14 protein-coding genes are annotated in these 15,063 nt (G+C 67.9%); 8 read left to right on the top strand and 6 right to left on the bottom strand.

Annotated features, from left to right (window positions below):
* Window positions 1–219 precede the first annotated feature (219 nt).
* Window positions 220–1,062 carry a hypothetical protein gene (locus tag EFK10_RS09215; RefSeq protein ID WP_240677098.1) on the top strand — a complete coding sequence of 281 codons (843 nt, stop codon included), beginning with the start codon at window positions 220–222 and terminating at the stop codon, window positions 1,060–1,062.
* Between the two features lie 693 nt (window positions 1,063–1,755).
* On the opposite strand, the gene EFK10_RS09210 is transcribed toward EFK10_RS09215, so the two are convergent.
* Window positions 1,756–2,043, bottom strand: coding sequence for a hypothetical protein (locus tag EFK10_RS09210; protein WP_240677097.1), 288 nt, complete (start codon window positions 2,041–2,043; stop codon window positions 1,756–1,758).
* Between the two features lie 964 nt (window positions 2,044–3,007).
* On the opposite strand from EFK10_RS09210, the gene EFK10_RS09205 reads away from it, so the two are divergent.
* From EFK10_RS09205 to EFK10_RS09185, 5 genes are all read left to right on the top strand, one after another.
* Entirely contained in the window at window positions 3,008–3,775 is a 768-nt protein-coding gene (locus EFK10_RS09205; protein WP_127355237.1) for a hypothetical protein, read from the top strand.
* Window positions 3,776–4,186: 411 nt separating this feature from the next.
* Window positions 4,187–4,993 carry a DUF1963 domain-containing protein gene (locus EFK10_RS09200; protein ID WP_127355236.1) on the top strand — a complete coding sequence of 269 codons (807 nt, stop codon included), beginning with the start codon at window positions 4,187–4,189 and terminating at the stop codon, window positions 4,991–4,993.
* Between the two features lie 705 nt (window positions 4,994–5,698).
* Window positions 5,699–5,908: a hypothetical protein gene (locus EFK10_RS09195; protein WP_127355235.1), complete on the top strand. Its 210-nt coding sequence runs from the start codon at window positions 5,699–5,701 to the stop codon at window positions 5,906–5,908.
* 69 nt (window positions 5,909–5,977) lie between these two features.
* A complete protein-coding gene (locus tag EFK10_RS09190; RefSeq protein ID WP_127355234.1) occupies window positions 5,978–6,481 on the top strand; it encodes a GNAT family N-acetyltransferase in 504 nt (167 codons plus the stop codon).
* A gap of 80 nt (window positions 6,482–6,561) precedes the next feature.
* On the top strand, window positions 6,562–6,906 hold the full coding sequence (locus EFK10_RS09185; RefSeq protein WP_127355233.1) for a hypothetical protein: 345 nt from the start codon (window positions 6,562–6,564) through the stop codon (window positions 6,904–6,906).
* A 319-nt stretch (window positions 6,907–7,225) separates the two neighbouring features.
* Here EFK10_RS09185 and EFK10_RS53135 read toward each other — a convergent pair whose 3' ends face one another.
* Window positions 7,226–7,699 (bottom strand): serine/threonine-protein kinase, encoded by a 474-nt coding sequence (locus EFK10_RS53135; RefSeq protein WP_407647031.1) that lies wholly within the window; start codon window positions 7,697–7,699, stop codon window positions 7,226–7,228.
* Window positions 7,700–7,711: 12 nt separating this feature from the next.
* Window positions 7,712–8,407: a serine/threonine-protein kinase gene (locus tag EFK10_RS53130; RefSeq protein WP_407647029.1), complete on the bottom strand. Its 696-nt coding sequence runs from the start codon at window positions 8,405–8,407 to the stop codon at window positions 7,712–7,714.
* Window positions 8,408–8,915: 508 nt separating this feature from the next.
* On the opposite strand from EFK10_RS53130, the gene EFK10_RS09170 reads away from it, so the two are divergent.
* On the top strand, window positions 8,916–9,521 hold the full coding sequence (locus tag EFK10_RS09170) for a response regulator transcription factor (protein ID WP_127355231.1): 606 nt from the start codon (window positions 8,916–8,918) through the stop codon (window positions 9,519–9,521).
* A gap of 65 nt (window positions 9,522–9,586) precedes the next feature.
* Here the strand turns inward: EFK10_RS09170 and EFK10_RS09165 are convergent, their stop codons facing one another.
* From EFK10_RS09165 to EFK10_RS09155, 3 genes are read right to left on the bottom strand one after another with little or no spacing between them, the layout of a single operon-like run.
* A complete protein-coding gene (locus tag EFK10_RS09165; RefSeq protein WP_127355230.1) occupies window positions 9,587–10,696 on the bottom strand; it encodes a 3-dehydroquinate synthase II in 1,110 nt (369 codons plus the stop codon).
* The gene (locus tag EFK10_RS09160) at window positions 10,668–11,522 is read right to left on the bottom strand and encodes a 2-amino-3,7-dideoxy-D-threo-hept-6-ulosonate synthase (protein WP_127355229.1); all 855 of its coding nucleotides are present in this window, start codon (window positions 11,520–11,522) and stop codon (window positions 10,668–10,670) included. Before EFK10_RS09160 ends, EFK10_RS09165 begins: the two co-directional genes overlap by 29 nt.
* Window positions 11,519–13,078, bottom strand: a complete 1,560-nt coding sequence (locus EFK10_RS09155) for a class I adenylate-forming enzyme family protein (RefSeq protein WP_127355228.1) — start codon at window positions 13,076–13,078, stop codon at window positions 11,519–11,521. The genes EFK10_RS09160 and EFK10_RS09155 overlap by 4 nt, the downstream gene beginning before the upstream one ends.
* A gap of 266 nt (window positions 13,079–13,344) precedes the next feature.
* On the opposite strand from EFK10_RS09155, the gene EFK10_RS09150 reads away from it, so the two are divergent.
* Window positions 13,345–14,895: a SagB/ThcOx family dehydrogenase gene (locus EFK10_RS09150; RefSeq protein ID WP_127355227.1), complete on the top strand. Its 1,551-nt coding sequence runs from the start codon at window positions 13,345–13,347 to the stop codon at window positions 14,893–14,895.
* Window positions 14,896–15,063: the final 168 nt, after the last annotated feature.

The raw sequence follows: 15,063 nt of genomic DNA, 5'->3' as shown, positions 1-15,063 counted from the left end.
GACTCTCGCCCTTGCGCCCTCCGAGCCCGCGGCCACCCCGGACCCGTAAACGAGCGACGGGCCGGAGCCCGCTTCGAACGCGGCCACCTCGTCGAACGGCCCGAGGCTCACGCGGCCTGAACCACCTCAACCGACCCACGGATATTGACAATTACTCGTGGATGAGTTGCTGGGGGCCGCGGCCGACCGCGTACACGCCGCCCGCTAGCATCCCTGCCCATGGCGAGGCGGGGGTGGCGGCTGGGTGCCGCGGCGGGGGTGGCGGCGCTGGCGGCGATCTGTGCCTCCGGCCCAGAACGCCCGGAGGTCATCCGCACAGCGTCGGACCTCGGCCCCCTACCGGCCGACCGCTACGACTACACGCCGCAGGACTACCAGCGATCCCAGCAGGCATCGGCATTGCTGATCCGGCAGTGCATGGCGGACCGCGGCCACCCGGACTTCCCGCTCGACCCCCGCTACCCCAACGACCCCGTCGTCACCACCGCAGTCAGCACCGACTACGGCGCCCTCGATCTCGACAGCGCCCGCCGCTGGGGCTACGGCTGGGACCCGGCAAAGCACCCGGCCCCCCGGCCGAAGGGCCGCCGCATGACCAACGCCGAGTATGCGGACTGGCCCGCCTGCAACGCCGAGGCGAGTCGGCGGCTGATGCGCGGCATCGACCTCACGCGGGACTGGCTCTACGCAAGCAGACGGGCGATCGAGGTCGACAAGGCGGTCAAGCGCGACCCGCGCCTCCGCGTGGCCTGGGATGTGTGGTCCCGCTGTGTGGCAGAACAAGGATTCACCCGCTATCCCGACCCCGTCGCGGCGTACACGGACGACGCCTGGCAGCGGGACAGCGACGGCAACACCCGGCATACGCAGCGGGAGCGGGCCACCGCCGTCGTGGACGTCACCTGCAAGCGCCGCCACCATACGGCCGAGATCTGGCACGCCGTACGGGCGCAGAAGCAGGCAGCGGACATCACACAGCATCGCGACCGTTACGCCGCCGGGCTGCAGGCGCTGCGGATGTACCGGGCCAACATCGCCGAGGTGCTGCGGAAGCTCGGCTAGCGGGGCGCCGACGCATCACGGTAAGCATCGCGCGAGCGCCGACGGACACGCGGCAGCCGCCCAGCCGACTGACCTTGTGCCCCGCGCATTCCGTCACCCCGAGCACCGCATTTCGTCGGTTCCCCGACACTGGCGAGGACGTCGATCAGCGAGCCGATGTCCGCCCCTCACGCGAGGGGGTAACCCGGACGTACCCGGCGACGCAGTACGACCAGGCGTCCGCCCCTCACGCGAGGGGTAGCCCGCCCAGCACCGCCTCCAGGGCTCTGATTGAGCGAAGGATCAATTACCCGGCCCACGAACCGAGACGAGCCACTAGCGGTTCGGGCTCAGCTGCGGGGCCAGTCCGTACAAGACGCTGGGGCGGACCTCCGGCTTGTCGACGTAGCCGCACTCGTGCGGGCAGGGCACCCACTTCCAGGGCTGGGCGTACTGGGACCGCAGGGACTCGCGGGCGTGGTCGGGGTCGTCGGCGGTACAGCGGCGCTGGATGTGGCCTCATAGTCCGCAGCGGGTGCACAGGCCGAAGGCGTCGTGGTAGGGGCCGCAGCGTTCTGCCTCGATGGCGGCGATCTCAGGTGGGAGTACAGGGTGCGCCCAGTGCAACAGTCATAGCCGGTCGCGGTCGGTTCGTCGTCCTCGCAGACCACAGCCCGGATCGCGTCGTGATCGTCGACAGCAGCAAAGTAGCGGTCACGTCGATGAAGCGATGCCGCCGTCCAACCTGATCAGCAGGATTCCCTCTGGTACGGCGATCGCGAGATCACCGTTGACGCGAGCGAGGTCGAGTACTGGCAAATTCAGAAAGATGACCGATTTGGTTGCGGCTTCCAGATCCCACACCCGCACCGTCCCGTCGCCGCCGGCGGTGGCGAGCAGGGTGCGGCCGTCGGGCGCGGCGAACCCCGCCACCGCCCGCACCTCGCCGGTGTGGCCGGTCAGGGGCGCACCCACCGGGGTGCCGGCCAGCGGATCCCACACCCGCACCGTCCTGTCACCCTGCTCGCCGCCGGTGGCGACGGGACGGTGCGGCTGTGGGACCCTCACAATCACATGTGCCTCATGCGCATCGTCACCGCCAGCGACGTCTCCGCCCTTGCCGTCGTCCCCTCCTCGTCCCGCGATACCCAGGGGCTGGCCATAGCGGGCTCAGCCGGGTTTGCGTTCTTCGACGTGAGACTTGACGCTCTGTAACCCTTCCTGCTCTTCAAGAACCTGCCGAGCATGTCAGCTATGGCCCGTCCTGCTCCCGCTGGTCTGCACGTGCGGACCGAAGCGGTTGATCTGTCAAGCTGCGGTGGGGGATGGCTGCTTGGGGAGGTTGGGAAAGGCGGTGTGCTCGTCGTAGAGGACGCCTTGGTCAGGCAGTGGTGCAGGCAGCCGAGCATGCGGTTGAAGAGGTTGTGTTGGGCGGCGGTGCCGACGGCCACGCATCGCGGCGCGGACCGCGTACGGGTCCGGCTTGCTGTCGTCGGACACCGGAGCGGCAGGGCAGAGGCCCTATCCCGCCGGGGGTAGGGCCTCTGGCCGTCTGCGCAGGTCTGTTCGGGCCGCTGGCCACAGGCTACTGGTTCGGACTGATCTGCGGGACCAGTCCGTACAGGACGCTTGGGCGGATCTCCGGCTGGTCGACGTAGCCGCATCCGTGGGCAGGCACCAACTTTCAGGGCTGGGCGTGGGGGGCCGCGCGGATGGATTCTCGGGCGCGGTCGGGGTCGTCGGCGGCGCAGCGGTGTTGGATGCGGCCGCGTAGTCCTGAGGCGGTGCACAGGCCAAAGGAGTCGTGTTTCGGGCCGCACCGACAGGCCTCGATGGCGGCCTTCTGGCATGCTCACCAGGGTTCGCACCCATTCCAGGGCGGCCAGCGCCTGCCCCGCCTCACCCGGTAAAGTGGTGACCTTCGGCCGGCGGAAGCCGTACGGAGTCCTCGAAGGCCGGGCACATCATGCATCGCGCCGACCATCTCGCACGCCGCCGCCTCAGCGCCGCCCTGGACAACCTCGTCGTCACCTTCCACGGCATGACCGCACATCCGGACGAGCACAACTGCGAATGCCACTGGGGCAGCCCGGAGGAGCTCTCCCTTCTCAAGACGCCGGACGTGGAGCTGGAGCCGGACCTCCTGCGCCGGACCTGGCAGGCCATCGACTGGACCGATCACGCAGCCGTGCTGCGCCGCACCCTGCCGCAGTTCGCCACGGTCCTGGTCGCCGGTCGCGCGGAACCCCTGTTCGGACTGGAAGAGGCCGGGCACTCCTTCGCCCGCGCCCGCTGGCAGCAGTGGCCTGACGATCACGCCGGTCCGGTACGCGAGTTCCTGCATGCATGGTTGGCACATAGCCTCACTGATCCGGATGCGGTCGTCCCGGCGCACCAGGTCTTCGTGATGTGTGCCGAGGCGTCCGGAACGCTCGGCCCCTGGCTTGCCGAATGGGAGAAGCAGACCGGGTACCTCAGCGACCGACGTCTCGCCGAGGCGGCGGCGGAATGGGAGTACGAGCTCCTGGGAGACAGCCTGCCGTGGAGCGTCGGCTGGTACGAGCACGACGAGGAGGAGATGCGCGCCGAACTGGTCGCCTGGCTCCTCGGCCACGCTGCGGTGCGGCTCCGCGAGTCGGGCGCATCGGCGGATCTGCAGCACCGGATACGGCTGCTCGGACTTACCGGCGAGGACCGCTGGACGGATCCGCACTGGCCCGGCCACCGCTACTGACGACCAGCGGGCGCGACAGCTCCCGTGGCTGCACGCTCCGTTCCGTCGCGACCACGGGGCAGACCGCGTACCCAACGGCGTGTGTGGATACGTTACTTGGCTACGAAGAGGCCGGGCGTAGGGACTAGATCAGTAGCCGAAGAAGTGACCAGCGGTCGCGTTGGCCTCGGGCATTGCAATCCTCCCGTGTGCTGACCTGAGATCGAACCGTCGACGCTTGTCAGCATTGGTCTACGTTGAGCACCCTTTCACGGCCCACAGACGGCCCAGAGCGCCGCGGTTATGTTGCGAGTCCCGTGCAGCAAGATCTAGGGGGTGTGATGAGGCAGCCGTTGCTGTATGGGGTTGTCGGTGGCACGTACTAACGTGCCCGCAGCGTCCCGTCGATCTTCGTACGCTTGAGGAGCCACGATGCCCGGAGACACACCCGAGCTGCCTGCGAAGGATCTGCGCACCCTGATACCGGAGTACGCGGGCCTTGCCCGGGAAACCATCCTCCTCAACCCGGAGCCCGGCGAACCTGGCGTGCGGGAGAGTTCGCTGGGAGGCGAGCTGCTGTGGCCCGCGGACGAGCCGTGGCCGTACTGCGCGCAGGAAGACCACTGGACGTACGGGCCCGACTGGCGCAACCGCACCGAGATTGTCCCGGGCGCGGTGCCGATGGTGCCGATTCTCCAGCTGTTCGCCCAGGATGTGCCGGGGTTGGAGTTCCCGGAGGGGAAGGATCTGCTGCAGCTGGTGTGGTGCGCGCTGATACATGAGCAGGATCCCGGGCCGGTGATGCCGCAGCTGTACTGGCGCAAGGAGGCGGAGGTCGTTGCTGGGGGGCTGCTGTCCGAGATCCCCGGGGTGAGCGAGGAGGAGTACGACGAGGACAACATGCCGGAACCGTCCACGTTGTCCCCGATTACCGCGGAGGACTTTCCGAGGTGGCTTGATCTACCCAAGGACATGTGGGAGACCTGGGAACCTCGTCTCCGGTTGCCGACGGGCGGCTCCATGTGGCCACCCGACTCCAACATCATCGGGACGAAGGTCGGCGGCTGGCCCGCCTGGACGCAGCCTGCCGACTGGCCGAACTGCGAGAGCGGACACCGCATGGAGCACCTTCTGACCATCACCGGCGACATACAGTTGGGCGACTGCGGCGGCATCTACTTCTTCCATTGCCGCCAGTGCCCCAGCCTCCCCTGGGACTGGCGCTTCGACTGCCACTGACAGCCGAGGGCGGTGGGGCGGGTTTGGCCGGTGGCCTGCCTGGGCTGGGGTCGAGCATGATCAGGGGGCCGTACGCTTGCTGGCTACTCGGGCAGGCCTTGTCCCCTGCCCGCAATGTGTCCGAGTGGCCCCCTGGTCTTGCTCGACGCGGGTCGGAGCATCCTCACAGTCCGGCAACAACTACTCGCACTCCGTGCACAACTGCCACTGTGGCTGCAAGTCCCGCTCGGCAATTGTCCCCGCCCCTGTCCCCGGCCCCCCGGTCAGCGCGACATAACGGCAGCTCAATCCGTGGTGAGTGCGGCCCGCTGCTGGCAAATCCTGCACATTGTGCACACACAAGGCGGGCAGCAAGCTGACGGGATCCGGCTTCACCGGCGTCCGGCAACCTTAAGTGCAGGTATGTCCGATAGGCATCAATCGGAGGGCCCACTTATGTCCATTCTCCGTTAAAACGCTTGTGAAGAAGTCGTCAACGTCCGGTGGGCAATTGCGCGCAATCGCGTTGCGATAGTGGAGCATTGGGCGAATCATCCGACAAGTCGGATGGACGGGCGGCCTGCTGAGGTGGTTGCATCTTGCGCCAGACGGAAGTTATCCCGGTTTTTCGGGCATCAGGCGACCGTTGAACCGGCCGGCTCGATTTACAGCTGAAGCTGGCCGGCACCATTCAAATGTCCAAAGCCATGAAGGGAAGCGCAATTCATGCGTAGTTTCACACCTCAGGTCGAGACCAGCGAGATTTCCGACGCCGACCTGGACAACGTTTCCGGCGGTCTCACCATTTCCGGCGGTGCCGCCTCCCCCCTCGGCGTCGTTTCCGGTGGTGTCTCTGTCGACGGCCTCGGTGAGGTTCTTGGGGCCCTCCCGCTCAGTCTGTCCCTTCCGCAGGTCACCGGTGGCGCCACCCTCTGACGGCGGCATTTGCTGCAAGGCGTCACAGCCAGGAGCATCACTCAACCTACGGGAGCACCAGAAATCCCGATGCGGTTGGCCGGGGACCCCGGAACTCCTCGTTCCGGGGTCCCCGGGTGCTCTTGGCCGTGGGCTGCCATCTGGGCGGCTGGCCACTTGTATTGCAGTCGTGCACTGCTGTGCCTAACCGAGACGAATGAGCTGAGCGCCAGCCGACTGGACGCCCCGCGCCGGACCGTGGAGATCCTGGTCCTGTCACCGCTGGGCGTGCTCTCGCAGTTCCAGAACCGGGGCATCGGCACCCGGCTCGTCGAACACGCGCTCGCAGCAGCCGACGCCCATCGCGCGCCACTGGTCTTCCTCGAAGGCTCGCCGTACTACTACGCAAAACGAGGCTTCGAACGCGCCGACGAGATCGGCGTCTGCTCACCATCGCCAGTTGCGGCGGACGGACCCTCGCACCGAGGTCATTCCAACCGGCTCCTTCAACCACGCCTCCGCACCCGACATGGTGATCCGCCCATGCGCACCACTGTCCGAAGCCGCTACGGAGGCGATGGAGCCGGAAACTGATATCAAATCGCAGGTTTGAAAGTGGTTTTGCCAACTCGCGCGAGGCAAGCAGCAAGGGCATGAACCATCCCCATGAACCCATGCCCGTAAACGACACCTACAACCCGTATGACCGTAACCTGGACGCCCATGGGCGTAGCCGGGACGGCGCCGGAGCAAACCGAGCAGCCTTGGTCATCCACACGATCGCGGACATCGCTGCAGGCTTTCTGGGCCTGTGGATCCTGCTGTACCTGCTCAAGGCCAACCAGGGGAATGTCTTCGTCGGCTTTGTGCACGGTATGGCGGACTGGCTCGCCGGCTGGTCCCAGGACATCTTCACGATGAAGATCGAAGGTCTGCGGGTTGCCCTCAATTACGGACTGCCAGCCGTTATTTACCTTCTGCTCGGCCATGGGATCGCTGCCTGGGTACGCCGCCTCTGACTGAATTCTGTCGAGCACGTCATGTATGTCGGTAAGGTCCGTGAGCGGATCATGCAGAATTTCGCGGACCTCACAACGCGGCGCTCCGGACACGGCACTGCACTGGCACCGCGATCTGGTCACACGCCGTCACGCTGCCGTCTCCCGGCCCAAGCGCCTGGGAAAGCCGTGGACCGTGCGCTCCACACCCAGGCGGTGGTGGGCTCGCGCGTTTCGGCCGCCTGGCATCCAAGCAAGCCGGTCCGGTACGTCGCACTTGGTGCCTGCGGATGACCGGTAGCCGTGAAGCACATGGTCGATCGGTGCAGCTGTTGTGTCGTCAGTCCTTGTGGTGCTTCTTCCCGTCCTCGCCGTGTCCCTTGCCCTGGGCCTGGGTCGGGACGGTGGGCAGGATCCCGGACGGGGAAGCTGCCGGGGTCGGGGACCCGGGGCTGGTGGAGGAGGTCCCGGCTGTCTGGGAGGGCCCCGCATCGGGGTGCTGTGGCCCGCTGTCGCCGGAGGACCAGGCCGCGGTGAGCAGTGCGGCGGCCAGGAAGGCTGTGACCCCGGCGGTCACGGTGGTGAGCATTTTGTGTTGCCGCAGCTGGGCCCGTATGCGGACGGGCATCTGCGCCCGGGAGGCGGCGCGCTGCCGCCCCTGTGGATCACGGCGCCGGGGGTTCGCGGCAGGCGGCTGGGCGGTGATTGGCGGCAGGGTGCGCGTCTGCTGCGCGCCGCCGCGCCAGGCCGTGCCGGCGAACCAGTCGGCCACCTCTTGTGCGGTGGGACGGTCTTCGGGCCGCTTGGCCAGCATCCGTAGCAGGTACTACTCGAATGCGCCGGGCAGTTGGGGGCACCGTAGTGAAGCGGGCGGGGGCGGGGCGTCGACGTGCAGGTGCAGTACAGCTGGGGCGGTGGCCGCCTGGAAGGGGGGTTCGCCTGCCAGCAGCTGGTAGAGGACGCAGCCGAGGGCGTAGACGTCGGAGCCGGGTCCGGCGGGCTTGCCGAGCGCGCGCTCGGGAGCGAGGTAGAGGCTGGTGCCCACGATCTGGCCGGCGCTGGTGAGCGCGGCCGAGGCATCGTCGACGAACCGGGCGATGCCGAAGTCGCCTATCTTCACCGCCCCGTGGGAATCCTGCATCAGGTTGCCGGGTTTGATGTCGCGGTGGACCACTGACTGGCGGTGGGCCGCGGCCAGGCCGGCGGCTGCCTGGGCGGCGATGTCCGCGACGCGCTGGGGGCTGAACCCGGCGCCCGCTGCCAGGTCCTGGGCCAGGCTGACGCCCTCGACCAGCTCCATCACCAGGAAGAAGCGGCCGTCCCAGGAACCGAAGTCGAACACGGTCACGACGTGCGGGTGGTTCAGGCGCGCGGCCGTCTGGGCCTCCAGCCGGAAGCGCGCGGTCGCCTGCTCGTCGGATTCACCACCCAGCAGCAGTTTCACGGCCACCGGCCGGCCCAGCACCTCGTCCGAGGCACGCCAGACCTCGCCCATCCCGCCACGGCCGATTACCGTGTCCAACCGGTACCGCTCCGCCACCAGCACCCGCGTACCACCCTCGATTCGGACCAGCCAGCCCGACGGCCGCAGGCCCAACTTCCCCCGCCCCGGCCATCAGGCACACGGAGAGTAACGCGGTCAGCGTACAGACCGCCGGGCGCACCGCCGGCCGGGCAGCAGGTTGCGAGCGGGAAGCCCCGGTCGTCCACGGGGGAGGCGGACGACCGGGGCCGCCATGTGCCGCACCAGGATGCGGCCCCGCCCCGACCGGCATTTCCCCCCACGGGAACGCCAGACCGGGACAGGAACTCGCCCAGCCGACCACTTGCGAGGCACCCGGGCGGCCCCTCCACGGCGGCCACGCGCTGCTGTTGCGAAGCAAGAGGACGGTGAGATGCCGGAGCGTCTTGCTCAAATCTTCCTCAGAAATCCAGCCGTGTCGCACAAGTGTTTCTAGAGTGACGCACGAGTTGCCTGTGCGCCTTTTGGCGAGACCACACAGGCCACATGGGATAAAACGGGGAGCAATATGGCGAGTCACGTTGTCATTGTCGGCAAATCTCTACTCACGGTCGAGCTGCTGGCTGAGTCACTCAACCGAGAAGAGGGTCTTGATGTGGTGACCGTCGTAAGCGGTTACCACAAGCTGATCGATGCCGTTGAGCGCACGGAGGCGGAGGTTGCGCTGATCGACCCGGACAGGGTCGACGGGGACTGCGTGACTGCAGCCAGTGAGATACGCAAGGTGCGTCCCGCTTGTGGGGTGGCGCTGACCGTGGACACTCCGACGCAGACCTTCGTGGATCGGGCTCTCAGAGCCGGAGTGCTGAGTATCGTCCCCAAGAGCGCTGGACTGCGGCGACTGGTCGAGTCAGTGCGTGGCGTCGCATCAGGACAGGTGATCATGGATCCGCGGCTGCTGTCTGCAGCAGGCGGACAGTGCGGCCCATTGACCGACCGCGAGGCGGACGTGCTGCGGCTCACGGCGTCGGGAGCGTCGGTCAAGGAGATGACCGGGGAGCTTTATCTGTCGGCGGGGACGATTCGCAACCTGGCCTCGGCAGCGATCAAAAAGCTCGACGCCCGCAACCGCTACGACGCTGTGCGCATAGCGAGCGAACGATGTTGGATCTGACTCGCTGACCAGCAGACATACCTGCTGGTTCCCGGGACGGGTCTGCCGGGAACCAGCACGGGGCGTCACTGCTCGCGACAGAACTCCTCGATGGGATAGCCGACATGGCGATCGGCGGTCGGCAGATGGCCGAGGATCTTGTCTCCGGGGCGGAGCTCCGTGCTGTTGAGCACGGCACCCCCCGGACCGAGGACTCTGACGTGCCAGTCGTCCTGGAGGATGAGGTTCACGGTCTGCCCGTTGGGCGCCACCGCGTCGACGGAGATCAGAGGCCGTGTCTCGATCTTCACGCGTCCCACGCTGACCACGCGGGTGCGCCCCTTCGTGTCGACAGCCAACACCTTGCTGCCTGCGACGAGTTCGCTGAGGTAATGGGTACGGCCGTGGTGCGAGACGGTGTACGAGTGGATCGCGCCCGCGTTGACCCGGAACGGCCTCGTCGGCATGTAGGGAAGGGGATGGGTCTCGCTGACGCACAGGACCATGCCCTTCGAATGCGAACCGACCAGGATCCCCTCGTCCTTGCCGAGATAGCTGCAGGTGTCGACGCAGGCGCGCTCGCCCATGCCGATGTGGGCGGTCGCCGTGACCTCCAGTTCGACGAGCGGGATCTCCCCCGTGGTGGTTCCGGCGGCCTGCTTCAGCGCCGTGGCGTCGCCGACGGACCGCGCTGGCATGAGCACCCCGTCGGAGCCCAGTTCGAGCACGCCGAAGATGATCTGGGCCTCCTGCACGTCGGCGGCCATCGTCACGACGGTCCCGTCGCATCCGGCCGCGGCCGCGATGACGATCTCCAGCGGGATCTTCGTGGGATCGCGGAAGTCGAGGAGGCTCCACCGCTCGGTCCGGGCCGACAGACAGGCCGTCTCCAGGCTGTCCGCGTCCACGATCTCGACGTAGCGGCCGAACTCGATTGCCGGGTACGCCTCGGCGAGCTTGGCGCGGTCGTCGGCGGTGCCTGACACCAGGACCAGGTCGGCGCCCGCGAAGCCGTCCGCGGGCTCGCCGCCTTCGTGCACAAGGACTCTGCGGATCGTCGGGGGAAGATCGGCCAGCATCGTCATCTCAGCGGCGACGACGGCGTCAATGCGCTGGTGCACCGCCTCTTCGAGCACCGCCGGTGCAAGATCTCCGACCTTGCGTATGTCAAGCCAGCACAGCTTGCTGTCCGTCACGCTGGTGTCCCCTCGTCATGTGGTCGAATTCTGCTGCCGGTTCGCCGGTCGGCTGCCGGTGGACGAGCCGCGCCACCTGCGCGGCCGTCCGCTGCGGGTCGCCGGACTGAAAGATGTTGCGCCCCATCGCGACGCCCAGCGCACCGCCCGCGAGGACCTCGCCGACGAAGTCGAGGACGCCGTCCTCCGTGGCCCGCGGCGGACCGCCGGCGATGAGGACCGGGACCGGGCAGGCCTTGGTGAGCGCCATCAGGTCGGGCAGGGAGCCCGGGAAGGACGTCTTGATCAGGTCGACCCCCAGATCGGCCGCGATGGTCACCGCGTGGGCCACGAGCGCGGGGTCGTGCGGGTCGGCGATGCGCGGTCCGCGTGGATACACCATGGCCATGAGCGGCAGGTTCCAGCGGTCGCAGGCGTCGGAGATCCGGCCGAGGTCGGCGATCTGCCGGCGCTCGTCGTCGCAGCCCAGGTTGACGTGCACGCTCACCGCGTCCGCGCCCAGGCGCAGCGCCTCCTCCACCTCCGTGACGACGTACTTGGCGTCCGGGTCCGGGGCCTGTCCGGTGCTCGCGTTGAGATGGATGATCAGCGACATGTCGGCGAACCGCTCCGGGCGGATGTGCCGGACGCTGCCCTTGTGCACCACGATCGCGTCGACGCCGCCCGCCGCGAGCTGACCCGCGAGCAGATCGATGGAGCTGTTCCTCGGCACCACGGGACCGTCGCTGATCGAGTGGTCGAGGGGCGTGATCATCAGCCCGGACGTGGTGTGGTGGTGCAGCCGCCGCAAGCGCAACGACCGCGCGAAATGCCCGTGAGGAATCATTGCGCGTCCTTTCGGCCTTCGAGTACTGCGTAGTCGGGCTTTCCTGAGGGATTGAGGGGTATCTCCGCCCACCAGGAGAAATTCTCCGGAACGTGTGCCGCCGACAACGAGGCGGCGACATGGGCGCGCAGATCGTCGTTGCTCCGGCGGGCACCGGTGCGGAGCTGTACGGCGGCTTCCAGGTACTCGGCGTACTCCGTGTCACGGATTCCGTACACCACGGCATTCGCCACATCGGGATGCCGTAGCAGAACGTCCTGGACCGACGACGGATGGATCTTTATCCCGTTCGCCTTGACGACACTTCCGATTCGGCCGAGCAGGTGGAGGTATCCGTACTTGTCCCAGTGGCCGAGATCTCCGGTGCGGAGCCAGCCGTCACGCATCGTGGGGCCGACTAGTTCCTCCTCGCCGACGTAACCGTCCATGAGGGTACGCGACCTGACGCATATTTCGCCGGTCGCTCCGCGCTTGACCGCCTCGTCGGAGTCGAGGTCGCGGATTTCCATCTCCACCCAGGGAAAGGGGCGGCCGACGCTGGACAGGAGTTCCGGTTCGCAGTGGTCCAGTGGAGTCAGAGTGCACATGCCGCCGGCCTCGGTGCTGCCGTAGAGCTGGGCCAGGGCGGGTCCGAAGACGCGTGCGGCCCGGGCGATGCGGGACGGGGCGGCGGCCGTACCGCTGTAGAGGACCTGGCGCAGCGCCGGGAAGACGGCGTCGTCGATGCCGGGCTGCTCGATGAGCCGGTAGAGGTGGGGCACCGCGAGGTACACGTCGGTCACCCGCTGCTCGGTCAGCGCGTGCAGCACGTCGTCGACGTCGAAGCCGTTGTGCAGCACCACCGTGCCGCCCGCGGCGAGCGCCGCGTCCGCCATCGTCGCCGTGGCGTGGCTGACCGGTGTGACCGACAGGAGTGTGGGCCGGTGGTCCGGTGCGGAGACGCCGAAGGACAGGTCGACGAGCCGGCCCCGCACTCCGAAGGAGCGGCGCACGAGCTTGGGCCGGCCGGTGGTGCCGCTGGTCAGGTCCACGACCGCCGGGTCGTCCGGCGCGTAGGGGGCGGCCGGGGGCAGGTCCACGGTGCCCGGTACGGCGTCGTCACTGGTGAGCGTGACGAGTGCGGTGCCATCGCGGTTCTCGCACAGAGCGCGGCCACGGCGGACGTTGGGGCCGTCGACCACCAGCACGCGCGCGCCGGTGGCCCGCAGCAGCCGGGCCTGCTCGGCTGCCGGCAGTTCGTCCACGTCGGACCGGGCGTTCATGGAGCGGATATGGGTCACGGCGGCGCCGAGCAGATGGACGCCGTAGCGCGCGGCGAGCATGGCCGCGCAGTTCGGTTCGGTGAGTACGGCCACGGTGTCGCCGGGGCCGATTCCCGCCCGTGCGAGGGAAGTTGCGGCGCTCGTCACGGACCGGTGGAAATCGGCGGCGGTGACGTCACCGTTCCAGGAATGCACGGCGATTCTCTCCGGGTCCTTCTCCAGCCCCTCCAGAATGCGCAGAACATAGTGCCGGGGCTGTGTCGTGTGGCTGTTCAGCGTCTGCCCCGTAGACATTCCCGTCCCATCTTCCGTCGCGGCACATCAAGTGATCAGCAACAATCCTGGAAGGGCGGGGACGGCACACGCAAGCGTCCCGCCGAGGCGGATGACAATCATCATCAGCTGCGAAACAAAGGTAATTCGACGACCACTTGAAGCAATTCTGGCGGCCCCATGACCAATGTCATGGACCAACTGATCCTCGTCATCGGTCTCTTGCCACGGGTGACGGCCGCCGCACGACCATAGGAGATCCGTATCCACGATTTCGGAGGTCCAGCATGCGACCTGGTAACCCGTGGCGGCCCGAAGTCGAGTACCTCGTAGGCTTCCGGGACGACGTCCGGGTCGGGTTCGACGCCACGTCGGTCAGCCTCGCCACACCCGTGAGCACCTTCGCCGTCCGGCTCCCCGAGGGGGGTGTCCGGGACGCCCTCGCCCGGCTTGCCGGTGACCTCGTCCCCATGGACAAGGCTGTCGACGGACTCGGCCCCGCCGAACGCGTCCAGTTCCAGCGCCTGTTGGGCCGTATCGGACGTCTGCTCGTGCGGGGCGTACGGATCGACGGGCGAGAGCTGATCCGACTCGAGCAAACCGCGTACGACGCCGCTCCCGAGGCCGCGGACGTACGACCGGGCAGCCTGGTGAGGTTGTCCCGGTTCGCCCTGTGCCGCACCAGGTCCGGGACGTTGGTGCTGGAGTCACCGCTGGCCAAGGTCAGGGTGCTGCTGGTCCACCGGGCCGCCCGGGCGCTCGTCGCGTCGCTCGCGGCCGCTGTGCGCGTCGGCGATCTCGCCGAGTCGGCCGGCGGCGAACTGACGGCGGATGAGGCCGGCGCGCTGCTGGGCCTGCTGGCCGGCGCCGGATTCGTCGAAGTTCGTTCACCCGGCGAGGAGTTCGACGGGGCCTTCGAAGAGGGCTTCGACAAGGAGGAGGACCCGACCCTGCGGCAATGGGACTTCCACGACCTGCTATTCCACTCGCGCATCCGCAGCGGACGGTTCGACGAACCGCTGGGCGGCGTGTTCCCGCACAAGGGGAAGCTCGCCCCGCGCCCCGCGGTCAAGCCGCCGCCCGACGGGCCCTCGGTCGCCCTGCACCGCCCCTCGCTGGAAGACGTCACCGGGCGCGATCCCCGCCTGACCGCGGCGCTGGAAGGCCGCAGGTCGTTCCGCAGCTACGGCGAACAGTCGCTCACCGCCGAGCAGATCGGCGAGTTCCTCTACCGGGTGGGCCGGGTCAGGACCCACTTCGTCCCGTCCGAGGGCGACGAACCGGGCGGCGAGATCGTCTCGCGCCCCTATCCCACCGGCGGCTCGGCCTTCGAGCTGGAGCTGTACCTGACCATCCAGCGGTGTACGGGCATCGATCAGGGCATCTACTACTACGACCCGGTCGGGCACCGGCTCGTCCTCGTGAACGGCGATCCCCTCGACCGCAGGGCGATGCTGGAAGTGGCGTCCGCAGCGACGTCCAGAGAGGCCGACCCCGACGTCCTGCTCACGATGACCTCCCGCTTCCAGCGGCTGTCCTGGAAGTACAGCGGCATGGCCTACGCCACGACCCTGCGGCACACCGGCGTGCTGTACCAGACCATGTACCTGGTGGCGACGGCGATGGGGATGGCCCCGTGCGGTCTGGGCATCGGGAACGCCGACATGTCGGCGCGTGTCCTCGGCCTCGACTATCTGCAGGAGTCGTCCGTGGGCGATTTCATCCTGGGCAGCCGGCCGCCGGGCGACCCCGGAATCTGGGACCGGGAACAGGGCTGGAAATGGGTCAACGACCCGGAGTGGGCGGCATGGGCCGGCTCGGAGTTGCGCCGGACCTGAACGAACGGACGGAAATTCGGAATGATGCCCCCACCGATTCGGCGGGGGCATTCGCTTCCCTTTCGACGGAACTCAGAATTCCACTTCCCCGCTCGTGATATCAGTAATCGCGCACGTGACAATTGTCAATCGAAGGCGCCGCACGGTGGTTTCCGACCAGTAAATTCG

The sequence above is a fragment of the Streptomyces soli genome (genome assembly GCF_003999195.1).
In the GTDB taxonomy this organism is placed as follows: Bacteria; Actinomycetota; Actinomycetes; order Streptomycetales; family Streptomycetaceae; genus Actinacidiphila; species Actinacidiphila soli.
The sequence above is the reverse complement of the archived record's forward strand: the minus strand, read 5'-3'. Positions and strand labels throughout refer to the sequence as shown.

What these genes read in the sequence shown, in the direction of transcription:
- EFK10_RS09215 (WP_240677098.1), top strand. Translation starts at nt 220, where the DNA reads ATGGCGAGGCGGGGGTGGCGGCTGGGTGCCGCGGCGGGGGTGGCGGCG.
- EFK10_RS09205 (WP_127355237.1), top strand. Translation starts at nt 3,008, where the DNA reads ATGCATCGCGCCGACCATCTCGCACGCCGCCGCCTCAGCGCCGCCCTG.
- EFK10_RS09200 (WP_127355236.1), top strand. Translation starts at nt 4,187, where the DNA reads ATGCCCGGAGACACACCCGAGCTGCCTGCGAAGGATCTGCGCACCCTG.
- EFK10_RS09195 (WP_127355235.1), top strand. Translation starts at nt 5,699, where the DNA reads ATGCGTAGTTTCACACCTCAGGTCGAGACCAGCGAGATTTCCGACGCC.
- EFK10_RS09190 (WP_127355234.1), top strand. Translation starts at nt 5,978, where the DNA reads ATGCGGTTGGCCGGGGACCCCGGAACTCCTCGTTCCGGGGTCCCCGGG.
- EFK10_RS09185 (WP_127355233.1), top strand. Translation starts at nt 6,562, where the DNA reads ATGCCCGTAAACGACACCTACAACCCGTATGACCGTAACCTGGACGCC.
- EFK10_RS53135 (WP_407647031.1), bottom strand. Translation starts at nt 7,699, where the DNA reads ATGCTGGCCAAGCGGCCCGAAGACCGTCCCACCGCACAAGAGGTGGCC.
- EFK10_RS09170 (WP_127355231.1), top strand. Translation starts at nt 8,916, where the DNA reads ATGGCGAGTCACGTTGTCATTGTCGGCAAATCTCTACTCACGGTCGAG.
- EFK10_RS09160 (WP_127355229.1), bottom strand. Translation starts at nt 11,522, where the DNA reads ATGATTCCTCACGGGCATTTCGCGCGGTCGTTGCGCTTGCGGCGGCTG.
- EFK10_RS09155 (WP_127355228.1), bottom strand. Translation starts at nt 13,078, where the DNA reads ATGTCTACGGGGCAGACGCTGAACAGCCACACGACACAGCCCCGGCAC.
- EFK10_RS09150 (WP_127355227.1), top strand. Translation starts at nt 13,345, where the DNA reads ATGCGACCTGGTAACCCGTGGCGGCCCGAAGTCGAGTACCTCGTAGGC.